This window comes from Amycolatopsis mediterranei (genome assembly GCF_026017845.1).
Taxonomy (GTDB): domain Bacteria; phylum Actinomycetota; class Actinomycetes; order Mycobacteriales; family Pseudonocardiaceae; genus Amycolatopsis; species Amycolatopsis mediterranei.
This window is the reverse complement of sequence record NZ_CP100416.1, coordinates 10529026-10552793: the sequence shown is the minus strand read 5'-3', so window position 1 is coordinate 10552793 and position 23768 is coordinate 10529026. Positions and strand designations below refer to the sequence as shown.

Annotated in this window: 17 protein-coding genes; 4 read left to right on the top strand and 13 right to left on the bottom strand. The window is 70.8% G+C overall.

Translation table 11 applies throughout. The annotated features are described in order from the left end of the window. Positions 1-10 precede the first annotated feature (10 nt). The 7 genes from ISP_RS47835 to ISP_RS47805 form a co-directional block, all read right to left on the bottom strand. Entirely contained in the window at positions 11-2254 is a 2244-nt protein-coding gene (locus tag ISP_RS47835; protein WP_013231046.1) for an ADP-ribosylglycohydrolase family protein, read from the bottom strand. Then, positions 2255-3601 carry a glycohydrolase toxin TNT-related protein gene (locus ISP_RS47830; protein WP_013231045.1) on the bottom strand — a complete coding sequence of 449 codons (1347 nt, stop codon included), beginning with the start codon at positions 3599-3601 and terminating at the stop codon, positions 2255-2257. 65 nt (positions 3602-3666) lie between these two features. After that, the gene (locus ISP_RS47825) at positions 3667-4116 is read right to left on the bottom strand and encodes a hypothetical protein (RefSeq protein ID WP_013231044.1); all 450 of its coding nucleotides are present in this window, start codon (positions 4114-4116) and stop codon (positions 3667-3669) included. Continuing rightward, positions 4116-11204, bottom strand: a complete 7089-nt coding sequence (locus ISP_RS47820) for a WXG100-like domain-containing protein (RefSeq protein WP_412152458.1) — start codon at positions 11202-11204, stop codon at positions 4116-4118. The genes ISP_RS47825 and ISP_RS47820 overlap by 1 nt, the downstream gene beginning before the upstream one ends. 9 nt (positions 11205-11213) lie before the next feature. After that, complete coding sequence (locus ISP_RS47815; protein ID WP_013231041.1) at positions 11214-11537, bottom strand: WXG100 family type VII secretion target; 324 nt, start codon at positions 11535-11537, stop codon at positions 11214-11216. Further along, a complete protein-coding gene (locus tag ISP_RS47810; protein WP_013231040.1) occupies positions 11537-12070 on the bottom strand; it encodes a YbaB/EbfC family nucleoid-associated protein in 534 nt (177 codons plus the stop codon). The genes ISP_RS47815 and ISP_RS47810 overlap by 1 nt, the downstream gene beginning before the upstream one ends. A gap of 142 nt (positions 12071-12212) precedes the next feature. Continuing rightward, on the bottom strand, positions 12213-13478 hold the full coding sequence (locus ISP_RS47805; RefSeq protein WP_013231039.1) for an MFS transporter: 1266 nt from the start codon (positions 13476-13478) through the stop codon (positions 12213-12215). A 187-nt stretch (positions 13479-13665) separates the two neighbouring features. Here ISP_RS47805 and ISP_RS47800 point away from each other — a divergent pair, with 187 nt between their 5' ends. Beyond that, positions 13666-14289: a YqgE/AlgH family protein gene (locus ISP_RS47800; RefSeq protein WP_265049933.1), complete on the top strand. Its 624-nt coding sequence runs from the start codon at positions 13666-13668 to the stop codon at positions 14287-14289. Here ISP_RS47800 and ISP_RS47795 read toward each other — a convergent pair. Then, entirely contained in the window at positions 14286-14705 is a 420-nt protein-coding gene (locus ISP_RS47795) for an SdpI family protein (RefSeq protein ID WP_013231037.1), read from the bottom strand. The genes ISP_RS47800 and ISP_RS47795 overlap by 4 nt on opposite strands. A 66-nt stretch (positions 14706-14771) precedes the next feature. Here ISP_RS47795 and ISP_RS47790 point away from each other — a divergent pair, with 66 nt between their 5' ends. From ISP_RS47790 to ISP_RS47780, 3 genes are all read left to right on the top strand, one after another. Continuing rightward, positions 14772-15932 (top strand): esterase-like activity of phytase family protein, encoded by a 1161-nt coding sequence (locus ISP_RS47790; RefSeq protein WP_013231036.1) that lies wholly within the window; start codon positions 14772-14774, stop codon positions 15930-15932. A gap of 193 nt (positions 15933-16125) precedes the next feature. Further along, positions 16126-18966 carry a leucine--tRNA ligase gene (gene leuS, locus ISP_RS47785; protein WP_013231035.1) on the top strand — a complete coding sequence of 947 codons (2841 nt, stop codon included), beginning with the start codon at positions 16126-16128 and terminating at the stop codon, positions 18964-18966. A gap of 90 nt (positions 18967-19056) precedes the next feature. Then, entirely contained in the window at positions 19057-19794 is a 738-nt protein-coding gene (locus ISP_RS47780) for an SDR family oxidoreductase (protein WP_013231034.1), read from the top strand. Here ISP_RS47780 and ISP_RS47775 read toward each other — a convergent pair. From ISP_RS47775 to ISP_RS47755, 5 genes are all read right to left on the bottom strand, one after another. Next, positions 19791-20528, bottom strand: a complete 738-nt coding sequence (locus ISP_RS47775; protein WP_013231033.1) for a TetR/AcrR family transcriptional regulator — start codon at positions 20526-20528, stop codon at positions 19791-19793. The two genes, ISP_RS47780 and ISP_RS47775, sit on opposite strands and share 4 nt — an antisense overlap. Before the next feature lie 72 nt (positions 20529-20600). Further along, positions 20601-21170, bottom strand: coding sequence for a DUF3558 domain-containing protein (locus ISP_RS47770; protein WP_013231032.1), 570 nt, complete (start codon positions 21168-21170; stop codon positions 20601-20603). Between the two features lie 50 nt (positions 21171-21220). Beyond that, positions 21221-21622, bottom strand: coding sequence for a hypothetical protein (locus ISP_RS47765; RefSeq protein WP_013231031.1), 402 nt, complete (start codon positions 21620-21622; stop codon positions 21221-21223). Continuing rightward, positions 21619-22362, bottom strand: a complete 744-nt coding sequence (locus tag ISP_RS47760) for an ESX secretion-associated protein EspG (protein WP_013231030.1) — start codon at positions 22360-22362, stop codon at positions 21619-21621. Before ISP_RS47760 ends, ISP_RS47765 begins: the two co-directional genes overlap by 4 nt. Continuing rightward, on the bottom strand, positions 22359-23759 hold the full coding sequence (locus ISP_RS47755) for a hypothetical protein (protein WP_013231029.1): 1401 nt from the start codon (positions 23757-23759) through the stop codon (positions 22359-22361). Before ISP_RS47755 ends, ISP_RS47760 begins: the two co-directional genes overlap by 4 nt. Between the last annotated feature and the right edge of the window lie 9 nt (positions 23760-23768).

The following is a 23768-nucleotide window of genomic DNA, read 5'->3' as shown; positions in this document are numbered from 1 at the left end:
CATCCTCGCGCTAATGCCGCGGGTACCGCTCGATCCAGGCGTCGCCGAGCGCGCTCAGCGCCGAGTGCCGGTCGAAGTGCCAGTAGGCGTCCGAAGCGACGTTCTCGACCAGATAGCGCAGTTCCAGCTGGTCGACCCACTTCTGCGGCAGTCCGGGGATGCCGGTGCGCGCGCCGAGCAGCGCCCCGGCGATCGCCCCGGTGAGCGCGCTGCGACCGGAGTGGTTGACGGCGCGCAGCAGCGCCTGCTCCGGGTAGTTCTCGAAGCCCGACAACGCGGCGAAGGCGCGTCCGAGCACCGACAGCGTCGTCTTGCCGTCGCCGATCAGCTCGGGAATCCGCAGGTCGGGCAGCCCGTGCTCGCCGAAGAACGGCACCGACTCGGCGACCATGTCCTTGATCGCCGTCCACTCCGGGCCCTGCTGGAACTGGTTGTCCGGGTTGAGCACCTCGCGGCTGGTGTTCCAGACCGGGAAGCTGAACGCGTCCTTGGTCAGCGCGGGCTCGAACAGCCAGGTCAGGTAGGTCGCGGCGGCCAGGTCGGGCTCGTCGGGGTGGGTGACGCCGGCCAGTTCGCGCACCGCTTGCCGCGCCCCGCCGCTGAACCCGCTGCCGGGTCCGGCCATGGTCAGCGCGGCGGGCAGGGCGGGGATCAGCGCGGCCGGGCCGGTCAACGGCACCGCGCCGGCGGCCCCGGTCGCGAGCTGGTGGTAGGCGTTGAGCTCGGCGTCGTCGATGTCACGCCGGGCGTGCAGGTCCGGGACCTGCACGAGCCAGCCGTCCAGGGCGTCCATCGGCGCGCCCTGGGTCCGCAGCCAGCGCTGCAGCGCCCCGCGGACGACGTCGGGGAACAGCTTCTCGGCCTCGCGGGATTCCGGCTGTTCGCGGTGCGGGCTGCGGATCACGGCCTCGGTGTAGAAGAGCAGCCGCTGCGTCAGCGAACCGATCCGGCCGGGCTGGTCGAACGCCGGGATCAGCTCGGTGACGCCTTCGATGCCGAACTTCGCGTGGATGTCGTGCAGCATCATCCGGTCGACGGCCGTGCCGAGGGCCTCACCGAGCGCGAAGCCGACGTACGCGCCCGTGACGCGCTGCCAGCCGTAGCGGAAGCCGTCGAGGTCCCGCTCGAAGTACTTGCCGAACGTGTCGAGTCGCGGCACCGTGCGGCCGGCGTTGTCGTACGCCGGGGCCAGGCCGTTCGCGCGCAGGTCGTTGGGCTTGCTGCGCGGCGGCTCCGGCATGTTCAGCCGCTTCAGCCAGGACTCGCCGAGCACGGTCTTCGCGCACTCCTCGGCCGTCAGCTCGAAGCCGCGTCGCCGGGCCTTCTCGGCCGCCAGGAGCGGCGGCTTCACCGGATCCGGCAGGCCCATCCGGGCCGCGGTCTCGGTGGCGACCCGGATCAGGTCCTCTTCCGCCTCCGGGCAGCGGCCGTGGACGTCGATGCGGGGCTCGTGCCGCGGGAACCGCTTGACGATCTCCGCGAGCTCGCCGCTGGAGACGTCCTCGATGGTCGTCGGACCGCCGTTGATCACCAGGTTCGGCGGGTGCTCGAACTCGGCGAGCGTCGCGACGTCGACCTTCCACCAGCCGTGCTCGCGCGAGGGCAGCTGCCGGGTCGAGCTGAACACCTTGAGCTCGTTGCGCTCCTCGGCGAAGTAGAACCGGTCGGTCTTGCCGGTCTCCAGGTCGAGCGGGACGAACACCTCGCACCGGATCAGCCCGATGAGCAGCAGCTCCCGGGTCAGCCAGCCGACGCTGCCGAACGACAGCAGCGTCTCCAGGGTGTTGTCCGGCTTCGGGTAGCCGCGGCGGATCGGGCCGGCCTTGTACTCGGGGTTTTCCCGCTCTTCGCCGGTCTGGTTGCCCTCGGCGTCGACCTTCACCCAGCCGGCGACGGCCTGCAGCGGCACGCCCAGCTCGCCGAGCCCGGCCTTGACGTACTCGGGGTCGACGACCTCGCGCCAGTTCTCCTGGCCCGGGAACGCCACCGGGACCGACAGCCCGCCGGGGTGCGGGTGCGCCTGGCGCAGCTCGCCGTCCGGCTCGCGGACGACGACCGACGGCGGCGGGAAGATCTCCTTCTCCGGCCGGCCCTCGTCGAGGAACGCGATGGTGTTGTAGGGCACCGACCAGCCCTCGGGGATGCGCAGCACCTTCTCGGTGTCCACCCGGAGCCCGGCGGGACCGGAGACGTCCGGACCGTGCACCGCGCGCAGCCACTGGCCGACCTTGGCAATCGCTTCCGCCGCTTCCACCTACTCGATCCTCTCCAGGCTTCCGTCGGACTCGTGCTCGGCGATCGTCTTCGGCAGCACGAAGGCCACCGCACCACCCGGCAGGTTCGCCCACGGAACCGTGATGCCGGTGATCACGTGCAGCGGGCGTCTCAGCCGGTAGCTCCGCCGTTCCCGCTCCCGTTCGAGCGGCAGCGACGTCGTGGCGAACCGTACCTCCCCGTGGTGGACGAGGTTGCCGGGTTCCTCGCCGAAGCGCAGGACGACCGTACCCGCCACCAGCCTGGTGATGCGCTTGTTGCGGAGCAGGGTGAGGGGAGGCTCACCCGGCGCCGGGTGCACCGGCCAGTCGTCGAGCTCTTTCGCGGTCTCCCGCGGGGTTTCGTGCCCGGCGGTCATCCGCGCGGGGTGCAGCAGCAACGCGCCCAGCAGCTGCTGCGCGGCGTCCTCGAGCCGGGTGAAGTACTTCGGTTCGCGAGGCTTCCCGCCGGCGTGGGCCGCGACTTCCCAGCCGTCGGCGGTGTAGTTGAGGCACCAGGCCCCGTCCACGCGCTCGCCGACCCGGTACGCCTCGGGCCACACGCCGTGTTCGCCGAGCCGCTGCACCAGCACGATCAGCAGCTCTTCGTCGCCGAGCTGCGGATCGGGTGTGGTCTCCAGCTCGGCGAAGACGTCGCCGGCGGTCTTCTTCACGTCGGCGCGGCCCGGCTTCGGCCGCGGCTTGCCCAGCAGGTCCGCCTCGGCGGTCCGCCGGACCAGCGGCTCGACGTACGGCGGCTGGAAGTGGTGCCGGCGGATGTGCGCGACCAGGTCCGGCTCCGGCGGCACGCCGTGCTTCGCGAGCAGGAGCGGCACCGCGTCGGACCAAATCCACGTGCCGTCGGTGTGGAAGCGCTCGTCGCCGTCCTCGTGCACGACGGCTTCCCGCTCGAGGTACTGCAGCACGAGCGGCGCCTCGGTGTCGGTCAGCGGCGGCCGCTCGACGTCCGGGCCGCCGACGTCGGCGTGCCGGAACACGACGCCCAGCGGGAGCTGCGCGCGCAGCCGCCACCAGTCCGGGATGTGCTCGTCGGCCCGCGGGAACGCGGCGAGCTCCTCGGGGTAGGCGGCCGGCTCGGGCGGGTCGGTCCACACCGGATCGTCGTCGAGCGCGAAGTCGAAGTCGAAGCTGCCGTCGGGGTTCAGCGTGAACCGCGCCTGCAGCCAGGTGCCGCGGCCCTCGGCGTACATGCCGGCCCGCAGCTCGGTGAAGAGGTCGGTCAGCTCGTCCGGCGTCGCGGTGTTGTGGCCCGCGCTCTCGATGTGCTTCCCGACCTGCCGGAAGTCGGCGACGGCCGGCGCGGCGGTGTCGGCCCGGTGCTCACGCACGAGCTTTCCCAGGCATACCAGGAGGGTCCGCTGCTCGTCGGGCGAAAGTCGATGTTCCACGTGAATCATTGCCCCGCGTTGAACCGGCTGGTCACCGTGAACGACGGCGGCTCACCGGCGGCTCGCCGGGCGGCCTCGTCTTCCCACATCTTGAAGGTGCGCTTCTGGAGCGCGCGAACCAACGCGGTTTCCTGCGCGGTCCGGCGGCGTCCCTCCCGGACGGCGACCTCGTCGATGCCCTTGATGGTGTCGTAGAGCGCGAAGATCGGGCCGTCGCCGGAGAGGTAGTGGCTCCGCTCGATTTCCGTCTCGTGAACGAACTTCTCTTCGCTGAAGGGACCGTCGATGTTCGAGTCGGTGGTGGCTCGCATGACCTCGCGGATGTGGCTGCTGTCCGGCACGAAGAACCCGGTCGTCAAGTCGAGGAGGGTGCCCGCCAAGCCACCGTTCGACGCCGTATCGATCCGGTAGGTCTGGGCGTAGTACTTGTAGAACCTGGGTGTCCGAACGGCCATCAGCTGCTCTCCTCGGCTGTCAGTCCCCGCCGGAACGCTTCTTCGAAACGGCCTCGGACCTGCTCGGTCAACGCCGCGTCGAGAGCGGCCTCCTCCGGGGAAAGGAAGCCCTCACGGCCTTCCTTCTTGCTGAACGTCTCGAAGTCCCGGCGTACCTCGTAAAGCGCGTGCTCGTAGGACGCGACGTCATCGATGTGCGTCAGGTGAAGCCGCAGTTCGGCGACGTGCCCGTTCGGCAGCCGGACGTTGAGCTGCAGGTCCCGGTAACCGCTGTCCTGGGGTTCGGCGAGCCGATCCGAGAACTTGACGATCGTGAGTTCGGGATCGCCACGCACCGCGTCGAGTGCCCGGTACATGTCCGCCACCCGCTCGAACTGGATCTTCGCGCCGACCAGGTCGGTCAGCCGCGAACCGTCCCAGCCGTACTTCGCAATCTTCGCCAGCGCCCGGACGTCGTCCTTCGGTTCCGGCCGGAATCCCGGGTGGCCGTCGGTCTCGCCGGCGATCCGCTCGGTGATGCGGTTCAGCGTGCCCTGGGTCTCGGGCCAGCGTTCGCGCTCTTCCGCCACCCATTGCCGGCAGTACTCCGGATCACCGGCCTGGCTCAGGTCGAAACTCGCGTGCAGCCGCAGGGCGCCCTCGGTCTCGTCGACGATCGCCGCCACTGCGTCGGAGATCTCCGCCTGCTCCGGCGTCGGGTCGAACGGCTCGACCCCCTGGTGTTCCACGTCGTCGATCACGCTGTACCCGCGCTCGTTCACCTCGTGGACCGCGTCCTCGAGGATCGGGATCGCCTCGGGGTGCTTGAGCAGGCTGGCCAGCGTCTTCGGGTTGTCCAGCAGCGAGCGCGTCAGGTAGTCGTTGGCCGGGTCGGACAGCACCCGCACCAGGCCGGGGTGTTCCGCCAGGTGCGCGCGGATGTAGCCGGCGTCCGCGTGCCCGTCGAGCGCCGCCGCGACGTCGTCGCGGGCCAGGAAGGCGTCGTGCGGCGCCGCTGTCCCGTAGCCGCCGTGCTCCCCCGTGCCGTGCTCGGTGCCGATGTGCACCTCGTCCGGCGTGCCGACGTGCATCAGCTTGATGCTCTTCGGCGGCTGCGGCAGGTGCATCAGGTCGCCGGACTGCGGGTCGATGAACGCCACGCCTTCGCGAGTGTGCACGACCATCGCGACGTGCCCGTACTCGACGCCGTTCGGGCCCGGGTACTTCACCGCGACCACGGCGTGGTGGTCCAGCGGCTTCTCCCGCATCTCCCGGATGACGTCGTCGTAGCTGTCGCGCGCGGAGAACGTCTCCCCGAAGCGGCCCTCGAGGTGCTCGAGCGTGCCGCGGCTGCCCATTTCGTGCGGCAGGATCGGCTCTGCCGTCATGTCGCCGCCGCGCACCCGGTCCAGGTACGCCTCGGGCCCGCGCGTGCAGTTCGTCACGTACCCGTTTTCGAAGGCGCCCGGCTCGCGGAAACCGGGGTTGACGTCGCGCAGGTGCGGGTGCCGGTCGTGCACGTACGCCGCGCGCTCGGACGGCGTCGTCCCGCCGGCGTGGATGGCGGGTTCGGCGGGCGGGTTCGTCGCCCGGGCCAGCCGTGAGTAGTCGTGCACTGACACCGGGGCCGCCGGTGCTTCCGCCGGCGTCTCGGGCAGGTCGTGGACCGACGGCTGGTGCGTGGTGACGTACTCGGGTTCGCCGAGGCCGCCGAGCCGTTCCATGAGCGCGGCCTGCTTGCGCCGCTCGAACTCGGCCGCGTTGTGCTCGTTCTCGGCCCGGCGCTCGGCCATCTTCTGCTGCGCGGCCTCGGGCTCGAGGTGGCGCGGGTGGCCCGGCCCGATCTCCTCGGCCACGATGACCCACTTGCGGCGGCCCTCGGGCGTGAGCTCCAGCCGCTTCTCGTGCACCAGCAGCTGGGTGCCGGGCGGCGACAGCGATTCGCGCTCACCCGGGTTCTCGGCGAGCTTCGAGATGTCGCGGAGGTTGTCCGACCGGACGTGCAGCTCGACGTCGTCGCCGAACTTCGACGTCGAGAACTCGCCGGTCTTGATCGACGCGCTGGAGAACGCGGGCTCGACGACCACCGAGCCCGGCTCGTACGGCCCGGCGACCAGCTCGGCCAGCCGCGGATCGCCACCGACGTCGTAGGCGCGGATGGTCTCGCCGGACTCGCGCGCCACCTGGTTGAGGCCGTCCACGATCGCGCGGGTGTTCTGCTGCGCGAGGTCGAAGCCGGGGTGGCCGGGGCCGCGGCGCAGGGCTTCGTTGACGTCGTAGGCGTATTCGCCGCGGGTGTAGCCGTGCAGCGCGACGGCGCCCTCGTCGCTGACCGGCAGCCCGGCGGCGTCCCGGCGGGCGAGCGCGCGGTCGTGGATCTGCTGGTAGATGTCCTCGTCGCCGACCGCGCGGCGGATGCTCTCGTGGTCGGCCGGGGTGCCGCGGTGCTCGCCGTCGAAGAGGTAGCCCTCGTCGTGCGGGAGGCGTTCGGTCGTCGGATTGAGCCGGTCGTTGATCGTTTCGGTTTCGACGACGTGGTGCGGGGGCGCGTCCCCGCCGCCGAGCGGCATGGTGTGGATCGCGGTGGCGTCGTGCGGCAGTTCGGCAAGCCGCCCGGTGACGGGATCGGCGAACAGGATCCCGTGCTCGGTGTGCACGGCGGCCACCAGCCGCGACTCCCCGCCGGGCGTCTCGAAGGCAACGGCGGTCCGCGCGCCGACCGGACGTTCGCCGAGCTCACGGGCGACGTCGTCGAAGCTGTCCCGGCTGCTCCACGGCCCGCCGAGCTGTTCGCCGAGGCTCTGCTGCCGCGCCGGTCCGGCGACGACGTCCTCGCCGTTCATCCGCCGCTCGAAGGCGGCCATCGACTCGGCGGCGTTGGTCCGGTAGCCGTTTTCGAGGCCGTCCGGGCTGTAGTGGTTGCGGGTGTTGACCGCACCGAGCTCGGGAACGGCGTCCCGCACGAGCCGCGCGTGCTGCTGCGGCGTCTCGACGGACCCGGCGTGCAGCACGGGCGGCCCACCGGGAGCGAGCGGCTCGGCGAGCCGCGACCAGCCCCCCTCCGGCTCCCCGGTGGCCGGCGGCCGTCGTTCGGGGGCGGGCGGCGCATCCGGGTCGTCGAAGGCGTTCAGCAAGCCGGCCAGACCACCGGACGGCTTGTATTCGGGGTGCTCGGCGTAGAACTGCTCGAGCTCTTCGTCGGCTTCGCGCTGGAACCGGTCCGCGTCGGCGCGCTCATCGGCACGGCGTTGCTCGATGGCGTCCCGGGCATCGGCCTCACCGAGGTGCCCCGGCTCACCGGGCGCGATCTCTTCGGCGTGCACGACGTAGTGCGGTTCGCCAGGCCGGCGGGGGTTGGCGTTCGGATGCCCGGGACCTTCTTCGATGCCGGTGATCTTGAACTGCGTCCCGGCCTTGAAGAGGACTTCGCGCTCGTGCCCGATGCTGGCCAGCGCCTCGACGTCCCGCCCGGTCTTGGACTGGATCCGCATCTCGACTTCGCCGGGGAAGTTGCTCCGCGGGTGCTGGGCGTCGACCTTCGACGAACTCAGGAACGACGGTTCGGTGATGTGCGCACCATCGTGGAACCGCGCGAGGAAGGCCTGCAGCCGCGAGGGATCACCCTTGAAGTCGACCCGCCGCGAAACAACGCCCTCATGGGGCGGCAGTTCGTTCAGCCCGGAGACGAGCGCCGCGGCCTGCGGAGCGAGATGGGGCAGCTCGGGGCCACCCATTCGGAGAGCGTGGTTGAGCGGCCCGACCATCTCGTACCGCGTGTAAGCGTGCACGGCGACCGCGCCGCCGTCGGACATGCCGGGGTGCCACTGGTCGCGCCTGGCGAGCGCCTCACGCCGGACCTGCTCGTGCCGCCATTCGCCGTCGACCGGGCTGTGGTGCCCGGAGTCCATGAAGGTGTCCTCGATCCGCCTGATCCCGGCGGGATCATCGGTGTGGAACCGAGGATCGGTGAGGTAGGGCTCATCATGGCCGGGCCGCCCGTAGTCGTGTTCGGGCGGCGACTGCTCACCGGCGAGCGGTTCGTGCTCGGTGGGGTGTGGGTCGGCGGGTGCCTCGGGCGAGGGGCTTCGGTCCGTCGGGTGTTCGTCGCCGGGCGTGCCTTCCGTGGGGCGCTCTTGGGCCGGCGTGTGTTCGGCTGGGCGTTCGTGCCCGGCGAGCTGTTCGCTTGCGTGGTCTTGGCCGGGCGTGCGCTGGTCCGGTCGCTCGGTGCTGGGCTGCTCGACCGGCCTCTCGTGCACCGGCTGCTGCGTGGGCTCGGCCGCCGGGATCGGGCGGTCCTGAGCCGGCTGCTCGAACGGTCGCTGCGTCCGCGGCTGTTCCAGCGCGCGGTCCACCGGCCGCGGCGGCTCGAACGGTCCTCGCGGCGGCAAGTGCTCCTGCGGCGCCCCGAACCGCGGCGGCGGAACCTGTGTCGGCGGCCCCAGCCGAGGATCGTGCGGCGGCACAGGCGGCCGTCCACCCGGCGGAGGCGGCATCGGCGGCCGCCCACCGGGATGCTGCCCGGGGCCTTGAGGACCCCGAGGCTGGTTCGGATACCCGGCAGGCCGCTGCCCACACATCGGCGGACGTTGCCCACCCTGCGGCGGCATCCGCCGCGGATCCTGCGAAGGCACCCCACCCTGCGGCGGCTGCCCATTTGCCCCGCCCCCACCATGAGACGCCCACACCCCCGGCGGCTGCCCACCATGAGGCGGCTGCGCACCAGGCAACCCCGGCTGCGAACCGTGCGGCGGCCTCGTGCCGGGCGGAACCCCCTGCCCCCCAAGCGGCGGCTGACCACCGCCCTGAAGCGGTTGCCCCCGATGCGGCGGCTGGCCGCCTGGTTGCCCCGGTTGCGTTCCGTGCGGTGGCTGGCCGCCGGGCTGGGTGGGCTGTCCGTTGTGCGCCGGCCGGCCGGCCGGCTGGCCCGGTTGCGTCCCGTGCGGCAGTTGGCCGCCTGGGTGATCCGCTTGCCCATTGTGCGTTGGCTGGCCGGCCAATGGCGCGCCGTGCATCGGCTGTGGACCGAAGTGCGCTGCCTGGCTCCCATGCGGCGGTTGGCCGCCCGGCTGACCACCGTGGAGCGGCTGCCCGCCAGGCTGCGGGCTGTGCGGGCGCTGGCCTCCAGGCCGATACCCGCCCTGCGGCATGGGCGGCTGACCGCCCTGCAGCATCCGGCGTGGGTCCTGCGGGGGGACGCGTCGGGGCTGGTCGCCTCCGACCTGCGGCGTCGCCGGGCGTTGACCCGGGCCGCCCGCACGCCCCGGACCGCCGGTGTTCGGCAAGCCGCCGCCCGGTGGCGGTGTGAATCCGCCCGGCGGTGGCGCCTGCTGGGGTGACGGTCCGTTCTGGAACGGTGCCGTCCCGCCCTCCGCCGCGAACGGCTGGCTCGGGCCGCCCGTGAATCCGGCCGCTCCAACGTTGTCCTGGGGGCGGCCGCCGCTCTGGCGTCCCGGTTCCGGGCCGATTCCCGGCGGGGCCATGCCGTAGCCGCCCTGCGATGAGGCGCCGGCCGTCGACGGCTGGCTCGAAGCCGCCGTCGGCTGCTGGACCGGGTCGGCGCTGGGCCGCGACGCCTCGGGTGCGCGGTGCTCCGAAACCGGCTGCGGCCCGTTGTCCGCACGCTGCTGCGGTTCGGCTTCTCGCCGGACGTCCGGCTCTTCCGCCGGCGGCGATGCCTCGTGCCGCGGCTCAGCTCCCGAAGCCGCCTCGCCCCGCGATTCCGGCACCGAAGCTGCCTCACGGCGAGGCTCCTCACTTCGCGATTCCGGCTCGGCCAGGGCTTCGCGGCGGGGTTGCTCGACGTGCGTTTCGGGCGCCGAGGAGGCCTCGTGGCGAGGCTCTTCGCTTCGCGATTCCGGGGCGGAGAAGGCTTCGCGACGCGGTTCTTCGCCTCGTGACTCAGGAGCCGAGGCTGCCTCGCGACGTGGTTCCTCGCCTCGCGATTCCGGCTCGGCGGAGGCCTCACGGCGTGGTTCCTCACCTCGAGACTCCGGCTCCGAAGAGGACCCACTCCGGGACTCAGGCTCAGAAGAGGGCTCACCCCGCGACCCCGGCTCCGAAGCCGAACTCGACTCCTCCGCCCCCGGCCGCGACGCCCCACCAGAGTCACCAGAGTCGCCGGAGCCATCCGAGTCGGCCCGCGGAATGTTCGCCTCGTGGACCGAGTGCATCTGCTCCTTCGCGCCCCCGACCGCACCGCCGACGCCCCCGCTCGAAGCGCCCAACAGCAGCTGCTCCGGCGTCAACGACCCCAGATCCCCGGTCACCGCCGCCTGGCCGACCGTCTGGGCCACTCCCTCGACCGCGCCCCGCGCCCCCGCCCGCATGGCCGCGTCCGCGATCTGCCCACCCGCGCTGTGGGAAAGCCCCTCGGTCGCCCCTCGCCCGATGGACCCCGAAGCCGCCCCCACGACTCCGCCGACCGCGCCCGAGATCGCCGCGTCCGAGGTCTTCGACCAGTCCCAGTCCTTGCGGTCGCCCTTCGCCATCTGCAGGCCCTGGATGCCCGCGTCCATGCCGAGGTTGATCGCCTCGTTCTTGAGGACCTCCATGCCGATCTTCTTGAGACCCTGCTTGAGCAGCTTCTCCAGCAGCTCCTTCGCGACCTGCTTGAACCCCTGCTGCGCCAGCTTCTCGAGCAGTTGCCGGAACAGCATCTGCACGGTCATCCGGGTCGCGATCTGGGCCGGCGCGATACCCGCCGTCGAGCCGCCGAACGTCACCGCGGCCGCCGCGATCATCGCCGCGATCTGGGCCGCCAGGACGATCAGCGAGATGATGATCATGTACTTCGTGTATTCGACGTCCAGTGCCGTCTGGTCGCACGAATCCCCGAGGGCCTTCGCCGCGTCGGCCAGCTGCTTGAAGTACGCCTCGTCGCCCTCGACGAACTTCTTCCACTGCTCCGCGAACGCGTCGGCGCCGTCACCGGTCCAGTTGTCGCGGACGCCGGACGCCGCCTGGTTGCCCGTCTCCGCCACCGGCCCGATCGCCGACGACGCCGTGTGCCACGCGTCCCTCAATGCGCGCAGCTTCGTCTCGTCGCCCTCGGGCCAGCTCTCCCCGACGACGATCGGCAGCAGCCACTTGACCGCGTCGGGCATTTCCATCCCCACGCGTCATTGCCCCTTGCCGAGCTGGGACGTCACGTCTTCGTCGGCGCCCGAAAGGGCCTTCATCGACTTGGCGACGTTCTGCTGCATCCCCCGCAACCCCTGCACGAGGTTGGTGAAGCCTTCGACGGCGCCCTGCGCGCCCGGCACGTAGTCCTTGGCGAACTCCTTGCCGGAGTCGTCGCCGCCCCAGCACTCACCCTGCGCCGCGAGGGCGGACTGCAGTGCCTTCGCCGCGTTGTCGAGCGCGTCGGCCGCCGTCACCAGGCCGTTCGACGCGCGCAGGACCGCGTCCGGCTCCGCGGTGAACCCGGAACCCCCATCCGGCATCAGTCGCCCCTCGTCATCCAGGACGACGGTGGCTCTTCGTCCTCGTCACGCGGCGGCCGGACGCGCTTGGGGGCCGGCTTGGGCGCGGGGATCGGCGGCTGTTCGTTGCGCAGGATCGACCCGCCCTCTTCGAACGACTCCGGTCGCGGGGCCGGCGCTTCTTCCGGGACGAACTCCGGGATCGGCGGCACCAGCCCGGCCAGCGACGGCGCGCCCTCGACCAGGTCGGCGAGGTCGGGCAGGCCCTCGGTGATCGGCGCCATCAGGTCCGCGATCTTCTGCTTGACCTGCATCGATCCCTGACGCACCAGCGACTGGACGGTGTTCGCGAGCTGCGCGGGCGTCGTGCGCTCGAAGGTGTTCGGGGCGAATTCGAGTTTCGCGAGACTGCCGCCGGCGTCGATGGTGGCGCGGACCAGCCCATCGGGGGAAGCGACCTGGGCGGTGGTTTCGGCGGCCGCGGTCTGGGCGTCACGCAGCTGCGCCGTCTGCCGCTCGAAGTTCTCCAGGAGGGTGTCCATCTGGTCCTTCATCGCGGCATTCCGTGCTTCGAGCCGTGCACGGTCGTCGCCCGCGGTGGTCACAGGTGCCCCCGGTGTCCCTCGAACCTACTAATGACTGCCCGTCACCCTAATGCCAATGGAGCAGTCATCGTGACCGGTTCGAGTGTTTGCGTCAGCGAATCGCACGTCGCCGGGCGAGCACGTACCCCGCTCCGCCGACGAGGTAGCAGACCGTCGCGGCGATGAGCAGGCCCGGCGAACGGCCGTCGTCCGGGACGACCAGCGCGCCCAGCGAAACCGCCGCCACCTGGGTGATGTTGAACAGCGTGTCGTACAGCGCGAAGACGCGGCCACGGGCTTCGTCGGCGACGTCGAGCTGGATGGACGAATCGACGCAGAGCTTCAGCACCTGCCCCGCCCCGGTGATCACGAACGACGCGAGCAGCGCCAGCGGCAGCACCATCGGCAAGCCCAGCGCCGACTGCGCGATCGCCGCCAGCAGCAACGCACCGAGGACCGCGCGCAACCGGCCGAAGACGCGCAGGATCCGCGCGGTCAGCAGCCCGGCCAGCAGCAGCCCGGCCCCGGCTAGCACCGCCATCTGCCCCAGTCCGGGCAAGCCGGCGCGGAAGAGCCCGTGGTCGGTGAAGTAGTTGCGCATCAGCAGGACCGTGACCAGCAGCGACACCCCGAACGACGCCCGGTGCGCGAAAAGCGCGACGAACCCGGCGGTGACACTGGGCGCGCGCCACGCGTGCCGGGCACCGTCCGCCAGCCCCCGCGCGACGGCCAGCACCGGGTTCGGCGGCTCGTCGACCACCGTCGGCCCGAGTACGCCCCGGGCGAAGCCGCGCGCGATGAACGCCGAGACGAGCGTACCGAGGACGGCGAAGACGGTCGTCTCGGCCGATCCGATGTCGTTGCTGCCGAACAGCGCCCGCAGGCCGATCGCGCAGCCACCGCCGATGACGGCGACCACCGAGCCGAGCGTCGTGGCGAAGGCGTTCGCCGTCACGACGCTCTCTTCCTCGACGACGTGCGGCAGTGCCGCCGAGAGGCCGGAGCCGATGAAGCGCGAGATCCCTTCCGCGGCCAGGGCCAGCGAAAACAGGCCGACTCCGCCGAATCCGAACCCGACAGCGGCGGACGCGCAAACGATTGCGAGGCCGCGCAGGAGGTTCGCGAAGATGAGGACGCGACGGCGGTCCCAGCGGTCCAGCAGCGCACCGGCGAACGGTCCGACGATCGAATACGGCAGCAGTAGCGCGGCGAAGCCCCCGGCGATGGCCAGCGGATCGGCGGCGCGCTCAGGGTTGAACAGGACGGCTCCGGCAAGCCCGGCGCGGAAGACGCCATCACCCCAGCTGGCGGCGAAGCGGGTGAAAAGCAGACGCCGGAAGTCCGGGTCCTTGAGCAGCTCCCGAGGGCCTCTTCGCACTGTCGCCGTCCGGGCGCTGATCGTCACGAAGCCAGAGTAGAGGGTGGCCGACGCACTGAGGTCGCCTCTCGGCGGCTATGCGCAGTGTGGCTCCAGCCGGACGGTATTCCACAAAGGCGGTTCTTCAGTGAGCCCGGGGGACACGGAGTGCGCCGGCCACGTGTTTCAAACGAGGCTGTTGGGGCGATTGTTCCCGAGCCGAAGTCATTCGCCCGGCCAAGGGTGGGATCATGGGTCTGTGCCAGCGGACGCCGAGGTTGAACCGGGAACGCTCCTGGTCGCCGCCCCCACGATGGTCGACCCCAACTTCCGGCGGACCGTGGTGTTCGTCATCGATCATCGCGAAGAAGGCACGCTCGGCGTGGTCTTGAACCGGCCGAGTGACGTCGCGGTGCACGACGTGCTGCCCAACTGGGGCGGGCACGTCGCCGAGCCGCAGGCCGTGTTCGTCGGCGGGCCGGTCGAGAAGAAGACCGCGTTGTGCCTGGCCGCACTGCGGACCGGCGAGACGGCGGCCAGCGTGCCGGGGGTGATCGCGGTCCGCGGCCCGGTCGCGCTGGTCGACCTGGACACCGATCCCGAGGCGCTGGTGCCGAAGGTCCGTGGCGTGCGCGTGTTCGCCGGGTACGCGGGCTGGAACTCCGGTCAGCTGGCCGGCGAGATCGAGCGCGAAGACTGGGTCATCGTGCCCGCTCTGCCGAGCGACATCCTGGCCTCACCGGACGGCGACCTCTGGAGCCAGGTCCTGCGCCGCCAGGGCATCCCGCTGGCGTTGCTGGCCACCCACCCGGGCGACCTCCAGCGGAATTAGGCCTCGTCCTTCTTGAAGACGCCGCAGCCGCCGGCACCGCACGCGCAGCCGCTGCAGCCGGCGGGCGCCGCCGGAGCCGGGGCGGGCACGGTCAGCGCGGCCCGGTTGCCGAGCACGCCACCGCCCATGACCAGCAGCACCATGGCGAGCACGCCCGCGAGCGCGGCGGAGATCAGGCCGCCGGTCGTCGGCATGGCCAGGCCGGCCAGCCCGGTGAGCACGGCGATCGCGCCTCCGGCCATGGTCGGCAGGCCCGCGACGCGGTTGGCCAGCTTGAAAGCTTCTTCGCTGCGCAACGCCGCTTCCGTGCGCACCCCGGTGCCGCCCTCGCGCGTCAAGCGCTCGCGGAACCCGAGGAACCCACCAAAGCCGACGAACAGACCCAGCACGACCGGAACCAGCGCGATAGCGAACACGGGGTCAAGGATAAGCGTGACGTCCCGGCAACCTGCCGGATACCCTGATCGACTGTGCTACAGGCCATGTCACCGCGTGTACTGCCCACCGTCCTGACCGCTGCCCTGATCGGGGGAATCCTCGCCGCGGCGCCGGCGAGTGCCACCGAGAGTCACCAGCGGCCGATCCGGCTGCTCGGCGAGAAGATCGTCCCGAACGCCCTCCAGTTCCAAGGCACGACGGTCGGCGGCCTGTCCAGCATCGACTACGACCCGCGGACCGGCGGCTACGCGCTGATCTGCGACGACCGGTCGGCGATCAACCCCGCCCGGTTCTACACGGCGACGTTCCCGGTGTCGGCGAACGGCGTCGGCCCGGTCACCCTGACCGGCACGAAGCCGCTGCTGCGCCCGGACGGCACGCCGTACCCGCCGCTCACGCAGAACGATCCGGCGAAGCCGCAGAACGAGCAGACGATCGACCCCGAAGAGCTGCGCGTCGACCCGTGGACCGGCGGCTACTACTGGTCGCAGGAGGGCGAGCGGACGGCGACGACGCTGATCGACCCGTCGATCCGCGAGGCGCGCCGCGACGGCGAATACGTCCGCGACCTGCCGATCCCGGCGAACGAAAAGATGACGCCGGCGGCGGGGCCGCGCCAGAACCTGGCCCTCGAAGGCCTCACCTTCGCCGGGTTCGGGTCGCTGATCGCCAGCGAGCTCGAAGGCCCGCTGCTTCAGGACGGCTCGATGCCGACGACGACGGCCGGCGCGCTGTCGCGGATCACCCTGCAGTCCCGGTTCGGTCCGGTCTTCGCGCAGTATGCCTACCCGCAGGAGCCGATTTTCGCGTCACCGGTGCCCGCTGGCGCGTTCGCCACCACGGGCGTGTCCTCGATGCTGGCCGTCGACCAGGCCGACCCGACGAAGTTCCTGATGATGGAACGCTCGTTCGTCACCGGCGTCGGCAACAAGGTCCGCGTCTACGAGATCGACACCAAGGGCGCAACGAACGTCCTGAACGTCAAGTCCCTGAGCGACGCGAAGCACGTCAAGCCGGTGAAGAAGCGGCTCCTCTTCGACGCGGCCGACCTCGGATTGTCCACTGTGGACAACCTGGAGGGCATGACCTGGGGTCCGAAGCTGCCGAACGGCGAGCGCAGCTTGATCATCGTCAGCGACGACAACTTCTCGGCGACGCAGGTCACCCAGTTCGCCGCACTGGCGGTCCCCTCCGAACGGCTTTGACCAGCAAGTTACGATGTGCACATGAACACGGCTCGGCGGCTCCTTAGCCTGCCGCGCTGACCAGGCCCGGCCTGGCCGGCGCGGCGACCCCTCATGCCCTGGTGGCTGAGGGGTCGAGTTGTTTCTGGAGCGGCTGTATCGATGAGCTCTCGGCGGGGAAAAGTGCCTCGAGCTTGAAACGAAGGAAGACGTCATGACTGAGGCGACAGGGACTGACGTCCCGGCGCACCGCTACACGGCCGCGCTGGCGGGTCAGATCGAGCAGCGCTGGCAGGACCACTGGGCCGACCAGGGCACCTTCCACGCGCCCAACCCCGTCGGGCCGCTCGCCGTCGAGGGGCAGCCGGTACCCAGCGACAAGCTGTTCGTCCAGGACATGTTCCCGTACCCGTCGGGCTCCGGCCTGCACGTCGGGCACCCGCTGGGCTTCATCAGCACCGACGTCTTCGCCCGGTACCACCGGATGATCGGGCGCAACGTGCTGCACACGATGGGCTTCGACGCGTTCGGCCTGCCGGCCGAGCAGTACGCGGTCCAGACCGGGCAGCACCCGCGCAAGACGACCGAGGAGAACATCCGGACCTACCTGCGCCAGATCCGGCGCCTGGGCCTGGGCCACGACGAACGCCGTCGCATCTCCACGATCGACCCAGAGTACTACCGCTGGACGCAGTGGATCTTCCTGCAGATCTTCAACTCCTGGTACGACACGGAGGCGGGCAAGGCGCGGCCGATCGCCGAGCTGGAGGCCGCGTTCGCCGACGGCTCGCGTCCCACGCCGGACGGCCGTGACTGGGCGGCGCTGTCCGCCGTCGAACGGAAGCAGGTGATCGACGACCACCGGCTGGTGTACATCTCCGAAGCGCCGGTCAACTGGTGTCCGGGCCTGGGCACCGTGCTGTCGAACGAAGAGGTCACCGCCGACGGCCGCAGCGAGCGCGGCAACTTCCCCGTCTTCCGCCGCAACCTGCGGCAGTGGATGATGCGGATCACCGCGTACGCCGATCGCCTGGTCGACGACCTGGACCTGCTGGACTGGCCGGAAAAGGTCAAGTCCATGCAGCGGAACTGGATCGGCCGCTCGCACGGCGCCCGCGTCACGTTCAAGACCGGTGACGACGCGATCGAGGTCTTCACGACCCGGCCGGACACGCTGTTCGGCGCCACGTACATGGTGCTGGCGCCGGAGCACCCGCTGGTCGACAAGCTGACGACGGCCGCTTGGCCCGACGGCGTCGACGAGCGCTGGACCGGTGGGGCCGCGACGCCCGCCGAGGCGATCAAGGAGTACCGCGTCGCCGCGTCGCGGAAGTCCGAGCTGGACCGGCAGGAGAACAAGGAGAAGACCGGCGTCTTCACCGGCGCGTACGCGACGAACCCGGTCAACGACAAGCAGATCCCGATCTTCGTCGCCGACTACGTGCTGATGGGCTACGGCACCGGCGCGATCATGGCCGTCCCGGGCCAGGACGTCCGCGACTGGGAGTTCGCCGAGAAGTTCGGGCTGGAGATCATCCGGACCGTGCAGCCGTCCGAAGGGTTCGACGGCAAGGCGTACACGGGTGACGGCCCGGCGATCAACTCGAGCTTCCTGGACGGCATGGACGTCGCCGAAGCCAAGAAGACGATCATCGACTGGCTGGCCGAAAAGGGTGCCGGCACCGGGACCGTCCAGTACAAGCTGCGCGACTGGCTGTTCTCGCGCCAGCGCTACTGGGGCGAGCCGTTCCCGGTGGTCTACGACGAAGACGGCGAAGTCCACGCCGTCCCCGAGTCGATGCTGCCGATCGAGCTGCCCGAGGTCGCCGACTACTCGCCGGTGACGTTCGACCCCGAGGACCGCGACTCGATGCCGTCGTCCCCGCTGGCCCGCGCGACGGACTGGGTCGAGGTCGAGCTGGACCTGGGCGATGGCCCGAAGACCTACCGCCGCGACATCAACACGATGCCGAACTGGGCGGGTTCGTGCTGGTACCAGCTGCGCTACGTGGACCCGACGAACTCGGAAACGTTCTGCGCGCCGGAAAACGAGCAGTACTGGATGGGCCCGCGCCCCGGCGAGTACGGCGCGGACGACACCGGCGGCGTGGACCTGTACGTCGGCGGCGTCGAGCACGCGGTGCTGCACCTGCTGTATTCGCGGTTCTGGCACAAGGTGCTGTTCGACCTGGGCCACGTGACGTCCAAGGAGCCGTACCGGAAGCTGTTCAACCAGGGCTACATCGAGGCGTACGCGTACACCGACGCGCGCGGCGTCTACGTCCCGGCCGAGCAGGTCGAGGAGCGCGACGGGAAGCACTTCTTCAACGGCGAAGAGGTCACCCAGGAGTACGGCAAGATGGGCAAGAGCCTGAAGAACGTCGTCACGCCGGACGAGATGGCCGAGAACTACGGCGCCGACACGTTCCGCTTCTACGAGATGGCGATGGGCCCGCTGGCGATGTCGCGCCCCTGGGCGACCAAGGACGTCGTCGGGGCGCACCGGTTCCTGCAGCGGCTGTGGCGCCTGGTCGTCGACGAGTCGACCGGCGAGCTGCGGGTGTCCACTGAGGACGCTTCCGAGGCGGATCGCAAGGTGCTGCACAAGACCATCGCGGGCGTTCGCGAGGACTACGCGGAGATGCGGTTCAACACGGCCGGCGCGAAGCTGATCGAGTTGAACAACCACGTCACCAAGGTGTACGGCGGGGCCACGTCGACGCCGCGCGAGCTGGCCGAGCCGCTGGTGCTGATGCTGGCGCCGCTGGCCCCGCACCTGGCCGAAGAGCTGTGGCACCGGCTGGGCCACGTGGACTCGCTGGTGCAGGGCCCGTTCCCGGTGGTGGACGAGAAGTACCTGGTCGAGGACTCGGTCGAGTACCCGATCCAGGTCAACGGCAAGGTCCGCTCCCGGGTGACGGTCGCGGCTTCCGCGTCGACGGACGAGGTCCAGGCCGCCGCCCTGGCGGACGAGAAGGTCGCGGCAATGGTCGGCGACGGCTCGCCCCGCAAGGTGATCGTGGTGCCGGGGCGGCTGGTCAACATCGTCCTGTAGCGCTCTGTCGGAAAGCCGCCGGTGCTTCTTCGGTGTTCTCGATTTGATTGAGCCGTCAACGAAAACGGCTCGATCGAAGGAGAACCGGGAATGACCCTCGACGGCAAGGTGGCCCTGGTGACGGGCGGCAGCCGTGGCATCGGCGCGGCCACCGCACTGCGGCTCGCCGAGGACGGCGCCGACGTTGCGCTGACGTATGTGAACAACGCCGCGCGGGCGGCCGAGGTGGTCGAACAGATCAAGCACCTCGGCCGCCGCGCGCTGGCGATCCAGGCGGATTCGGCGGACGCGGCCGCGGTGTCGGCGGCGGTTTCGGCGACCGTCGCGGAGTTCGGCCGGCTCGACGTCCTGGTCAACAATGCGGGCGTCGGGTTCGTCGGCGCATTCACCGAGACCGCGATCGAGGACGTCGACCGCGTGCTGGCGGTGAACGTCCGCGGCGTGTTCGCCGCGACGCAGGCGGCGGCCGGTGTCCTGGCCGACGGCGGTCGCGTGATCACGATCGGCAGCTGCGTCACCGACCGCGTGCCCGGCCCGGGCATGGCGCTGTACGCGACGAGCAAGGCGGCGATGGTCGGCCTGACCAAGGCTTTGGCCCGCGAACTCGGCCCGCGCGGCATCACGGTGAACCTGGTCCACCCGGGTCCGACGGACACGGAGATGAACCCGGCCGACGGTCCGTATGCGGCCGACCAGCGCGCCCTGACGGCGTTCGACCGCTACGGGTCGCCGTCCGAGGTGGCCGCGGCGGTGTCGTACCTGGCGGCCCCGGCCAGCGCGTACGTGACGGCGGCGGTGCTCTCGGTGGATGGCGGCCACGCGGCCTAACCGGAGTAGAGCCCGATCTCCCGGGCGAGGTCGGTGAGCATCGCCTCGAACAGGACGTCCGGTTTGGACATCGGGATCGGGTAGTTGCCGAAGACCTCGAGCGTGACGTGCCCGTAGAGCCGGGCCCAGAACTGGATCATCAGGTACGTCACGCCGAGGTCGATCTTCTCCACCGGCACACCCTGATCGGACTCGACGAGCACGGCGACCAGCGACTCCTGGAAGGTCTTCAGGTCGTCCCGCAGCTCGTCGGGCACGCCGCTGGCCGAGGGCAAGACGATGTCGTGGCGGGCGAGCACCCGCCCGGCGGCGGCGAGGAAGATCCGCCCGAACGGCTCGTCGACCCGGCTCAGCGCACTCCCCGACGTCGACCCGACGCCGCCGGTCGGCGACGCGAAGACCAGCGTGAATTCCTTCGTGTGGGTGAGCGCCCACCGCCGGAAGCCCTTGCAGATGGCGAACAGCTGCAGCACCCCGTCGTCCGGCAGCTCGGCGATCTCCTCGGCGAGGTCGTCGGCCAGGTCGGCGCAGACGTCCAGCCGCAGGTTCTCGACGAGGTCGTCCCGGGACTCGTAGTACCGGTAGAGCGCGGGCGCGGTGATCCCCAGCTCCCGTGCGATGGCGCGCAGGGTGACCGCCTCCGGCCCCTGCTCGACGAGCAGTTTCCGGGCGGTCCGCCGGATGTCCTGTTCGGTAGCCGCACGCGCGCGACCCCTTCGAGTGGGGTGGCTCATCCGAACAGTCTAGGTGGTTGGTACGACAGATTTTGCATCAACGCGAGGTCTGCCGTAACGAAAAGGTGCAGCTCAGGCCCGCGCCTTGAGGTTGGTCAGCACCGTGTCGGCCACCCCGCGCCCGAGCTGGCAGGCGTCCTTGCCGGCCTGGACCGCCGAGTCGCCGATGCTGAGCGAGACCGAGTAGGCGAGGTTGTCCGCGACGCCGACGACGATCACGCAGGCACGGTTGTCTGTCGTTCCGGCGTCAACGTAGCCCACCGCCGGATAACCCTGGATCGGTTCCAGGTCGTCCACCCAGCGCTTGGCCTTCGGCTTCACGTTCTTGTAGGCGAGGCTCAATCCTTGCCCGGACTTGGTGTCGTACCCGACCAGGATTCCGGCTGCCGTTCCCGAGGCGCTGGCCCAGTCGCACGTGGGGCCCAGTTCGGTGTCGCTCGTCTTCGGGGCGGTCGGTTTCCCGAGGTACCCCGTGAGCTGTTCGGACGTCAGAGCCGAATCGCAGGGGCTGCCCTCCAGTGCGGCCGCCGGCAGCGGGTTGCCCACCTTCGGTGCCCCGCTGTTCGGCAGTTCCGCGCTGCTGCTGGTCGATGCGGGGCCGGCCGTGCCGTTCGTCGGGGTCTTGCCGGTGCACGAGGTCAACAACGCAGTCCCCAAAGTGACTGCTGTGGCGGCCAGGAGAACATGACGCCTCATTCGAGCGACCCCTTGATCGTCTTGGTCGAGTCTGCTGCTTGCTGATCCGCGGCCTCGGTGATGCCGAGTGCCTGCTGCAACTTCTGGATCAACTCCGTGAGGTAGTTGAACTGGTAGTGCAGGTGGCCTTCGTAGTACGCGCCTGCCTCGTTGATCCCGTTCGGCCCGTTGACCGCCGCTTGGCTGACCGGTTCTTCCGCCGGCGGTGTCGCCTGCATCAAGTACCGCGCCTTTCGCAACTGCTCGGCGAGTCCTTCACGTTGAGTTTTGGCCTTCTCGAGCATCGCGCGCATTTCGGCCGAGCTCATCGCGAAGCCTTGCCCACCAGCGGGAGACGATCCTCCGCTCGGCATGTCCGTCGCCATGAAGTTGATCCCGCTGAACATCGAACCGGTCATCGTCCTCCCCCTAACCCGTTCAGGGTCGCGTACAGGACATCGGTCAGCGCACCCCGGGTCCCCGGCTGGAAGCTGACCATCCGCTCGCGCCCCGGATACACATACGTCAGCACCCGCCCGGTCCCGGCGACGTCCACCGCTGTGATCGGCGCGCTGCGAATCCCCCGGTTCACGGCGTAGCACTGGTGCAGCCCCGTCCGCCGCGCCGCCATCAGCCGCCGCGCCCACGGCAACGGGTCGCGGCCCCGGTCGACGGTCGGGTCGTCGAGGTCGTACGAATCTTCGACGGCGCGGCCCGAGAACCGCGCTTCCGGAATCGAGACCGGCGAAATCCGTGCGGGCGGCACCGGCGGCAGCACGTCCACCAGCGACTCCGCGAGCCGCGACGGTTCCACGGCGTCGATCCGGACCGTGTCGTCCTTCCGGATGAGCCGGAGCGCGTCGGGGCCGGCTGCCGACACGAGGACCGCGCCTGACTCGTCCGCTTCGAGGTCGCCCAGCCACGCCGTGAACTGGTGGGCGCCCTTCGCCAGGATGCGCAGGACGTCGCGGAATTCGCGCGTCAACGTGCCGCCCGTGGCGAGCCGGAGCGACGCCAGGACGTCGAGGACCTTCTCGTCGAGCCGCTTGCGGGTTTCGTCGCCGAGCCAGAGGTTGTCGGCGCCCAGGACCGCGGGCGGTGTGCCGTGTCGCTCCCACTCCCACGCGGTGAGCAGAGCGGCCTTGGGCAGGAAGATCACAGCCCGATCACTGGGGGCACCGTCCGCTCGTCGGAGCCACCGAAGATGCTCTCCGGATCCGCCTCCACCAGGTACGACGCACGCTGGTGCTCCGTGTCCTCCTCGCCTTTGCCGCCCTTCGCGCCCTGGCCCATGCCGCCCATCCCCGGCGAGCCCGGTTTGCCCGCCGCGCCGCCACGGATCCCGCCGGCCGAGCCGGGACGCCCTTCGCCGGGGACGCCGGCTCCGCTCGCCGCACCCGGGCCTCGGGCACCTGAGCCGGTGCCGCTGCCCGCGCCGGTGCCGCTGCCCGCGCCGGACGACGAGCCCGGCCCGAAGCCGCTGCCACCAGGGCCGAAGCCCGGCCCGAAACCGCCTCCGGGACCCGACCCGGGGCCGAAGCCCCCCGGTCCCGTCCCCGGTGGCTGGTAGCCCGGCGGGTACTGCGTCGATGGCGGCACGTAACCCTGCGCGCGAACACTGTCGTCCACGCCGGAGGTGTGCGAACCCGGCGGTGTGACGTGCCCCGGCGGCGGCGCGACCTGGCCTGGCGGCGTGACGTGCCCCGGCGGTGGTGGCTGGACGACCGGCGGGTGAACGGCAGGCGGCTGCACCTGGGTGCCGATCGACCGGTCGTCGTCGCCACCCGTCCGGGTGCCCTTGCGAGAGGGCGGCTCGACCGGCTTCTTCGGTTCCTGCACCGTGAAGTCGCCGCCGGTGTACGCGCCGAGCTGGCCGTAGTCGATCGTCCGGGCCGCGGTGTTCGAGCTGGTCTGCTGCGAATACGCGGTGTACCGCTCGACGTTCTCCTGGGCCTTCCGGTTGTACTGGTTGATCTTGTCTTCGGTGTCGGTGTCCCACGGCGTCACGACGTCCCAGGCGCTGCGCGTCGGCGGCTGGTCGGTGACGTCCGGGTGCAGCGAGTTCTTCAGCTGGTGGAACTGCTCGATCTGCGCCTGGGCCAGCGTCGAGTTGCGATCCAGCGTCGCGGATGCCGAGGTGGCCGACGCCGTCAACGGCTGGAGCCGCTCCCGGGCCATGTCCGACGCGCCGCCGGTCCACGCGGACTCGAGATCGGCGGTCAGTTCACGGGTGCCCTGCTCGAGCTGGCGCTGGTAGGTCGACTGGTCGACACCGGCCTGGTGCACGTCCTGCAGCGACTTGGTGCCGGGACCGTTGTGCACGGCCTGGACCAGCTGACCGGGTGACAGCCCGGAAGCCTGCGGGTTCGCCGCCCCGGTGCCGGTCTGCGAGCCGACGTAGGCGCCCGCGACCGCGCCGGGCAGCCCACCCGCGAGCAGGCCGACGCCCGCGCCGGTCAGGACGTTGCCGAGCCGCTCGCCACCCGACTGGACGGCGTGCGCGATCTCCGACCCGGCGTGCTTGGCAGCGTCGAGCATGTCGCCGAACAACCCCACCGAACAGCG

Excerpts from the sequence above, each read along its gene's own strand:
- ISP_RS47825 (WP_013231044.1), bottom strand. The coding sequence starts at position 4,116 with ATGGCCGTTCGGACACCCAGGTTCTACAAGTACTACGCCCAGACCTAC.
- ISP_RS47820 (WP_412152458.1), bottom strand. The coding sequence starts at position 11,204 with ATGGAAATGCCCGACGCGGTCAAGTGGCTGCTGCCGATCGTCGTCGGG.
- ISP_RS47815 (WP_013231041.1), bottom strand. The coding sequence starts at position 11,537 with ATGCCGGATGGGGGTTCCGGGTTCACCGCGGAGCCGGACGCGGTCCTG.
- ISP_RS47810 (WP_013231040.1), bottom strand. The coding sequence starts at position 12,070 with ATGAAGGACCAGATGGACACCCTCCTGGAGAACTTCGAGCGGCAGACG.
- ISP_RS47790 (WP_013231036.1), top strand. The coding sequence starts at position 14,772 with ATGTCACCGCGTGTACTGCCCACCGTCCTGACCGCTGCCCTGATCGGG.
- leuS (WP_013231035.1), top strand. The coding sequence starts at position 16,126 with ATGACTGAGGCGACAGGGACTGACGTCCCGGCGCACCGCTACACGGCC.
- ISP_RS47780 (WP_013231034.1), top strand. The coding sequence starts at position 19,057 with ATGACCCTCGACGGCAAGGTGGCCCTGGTGACGGGCGGCAGCCGTGGC.
- ISP_RS47775 (WP_013231033.1), bottom strand. The coding sequence starts at position 20,528 with ATGAGCCACCCCACTCGAAGGGGTCGCGCGCGTGCGGCTACCGAACAG.
- ISP_RS47765 (WP_013231031.1), bottom strand. The coding sequence starts at position 21,622 with ATGACCGGTTCGATGTTCAGCGGGATCAACTTCATGGCGACGGACATG.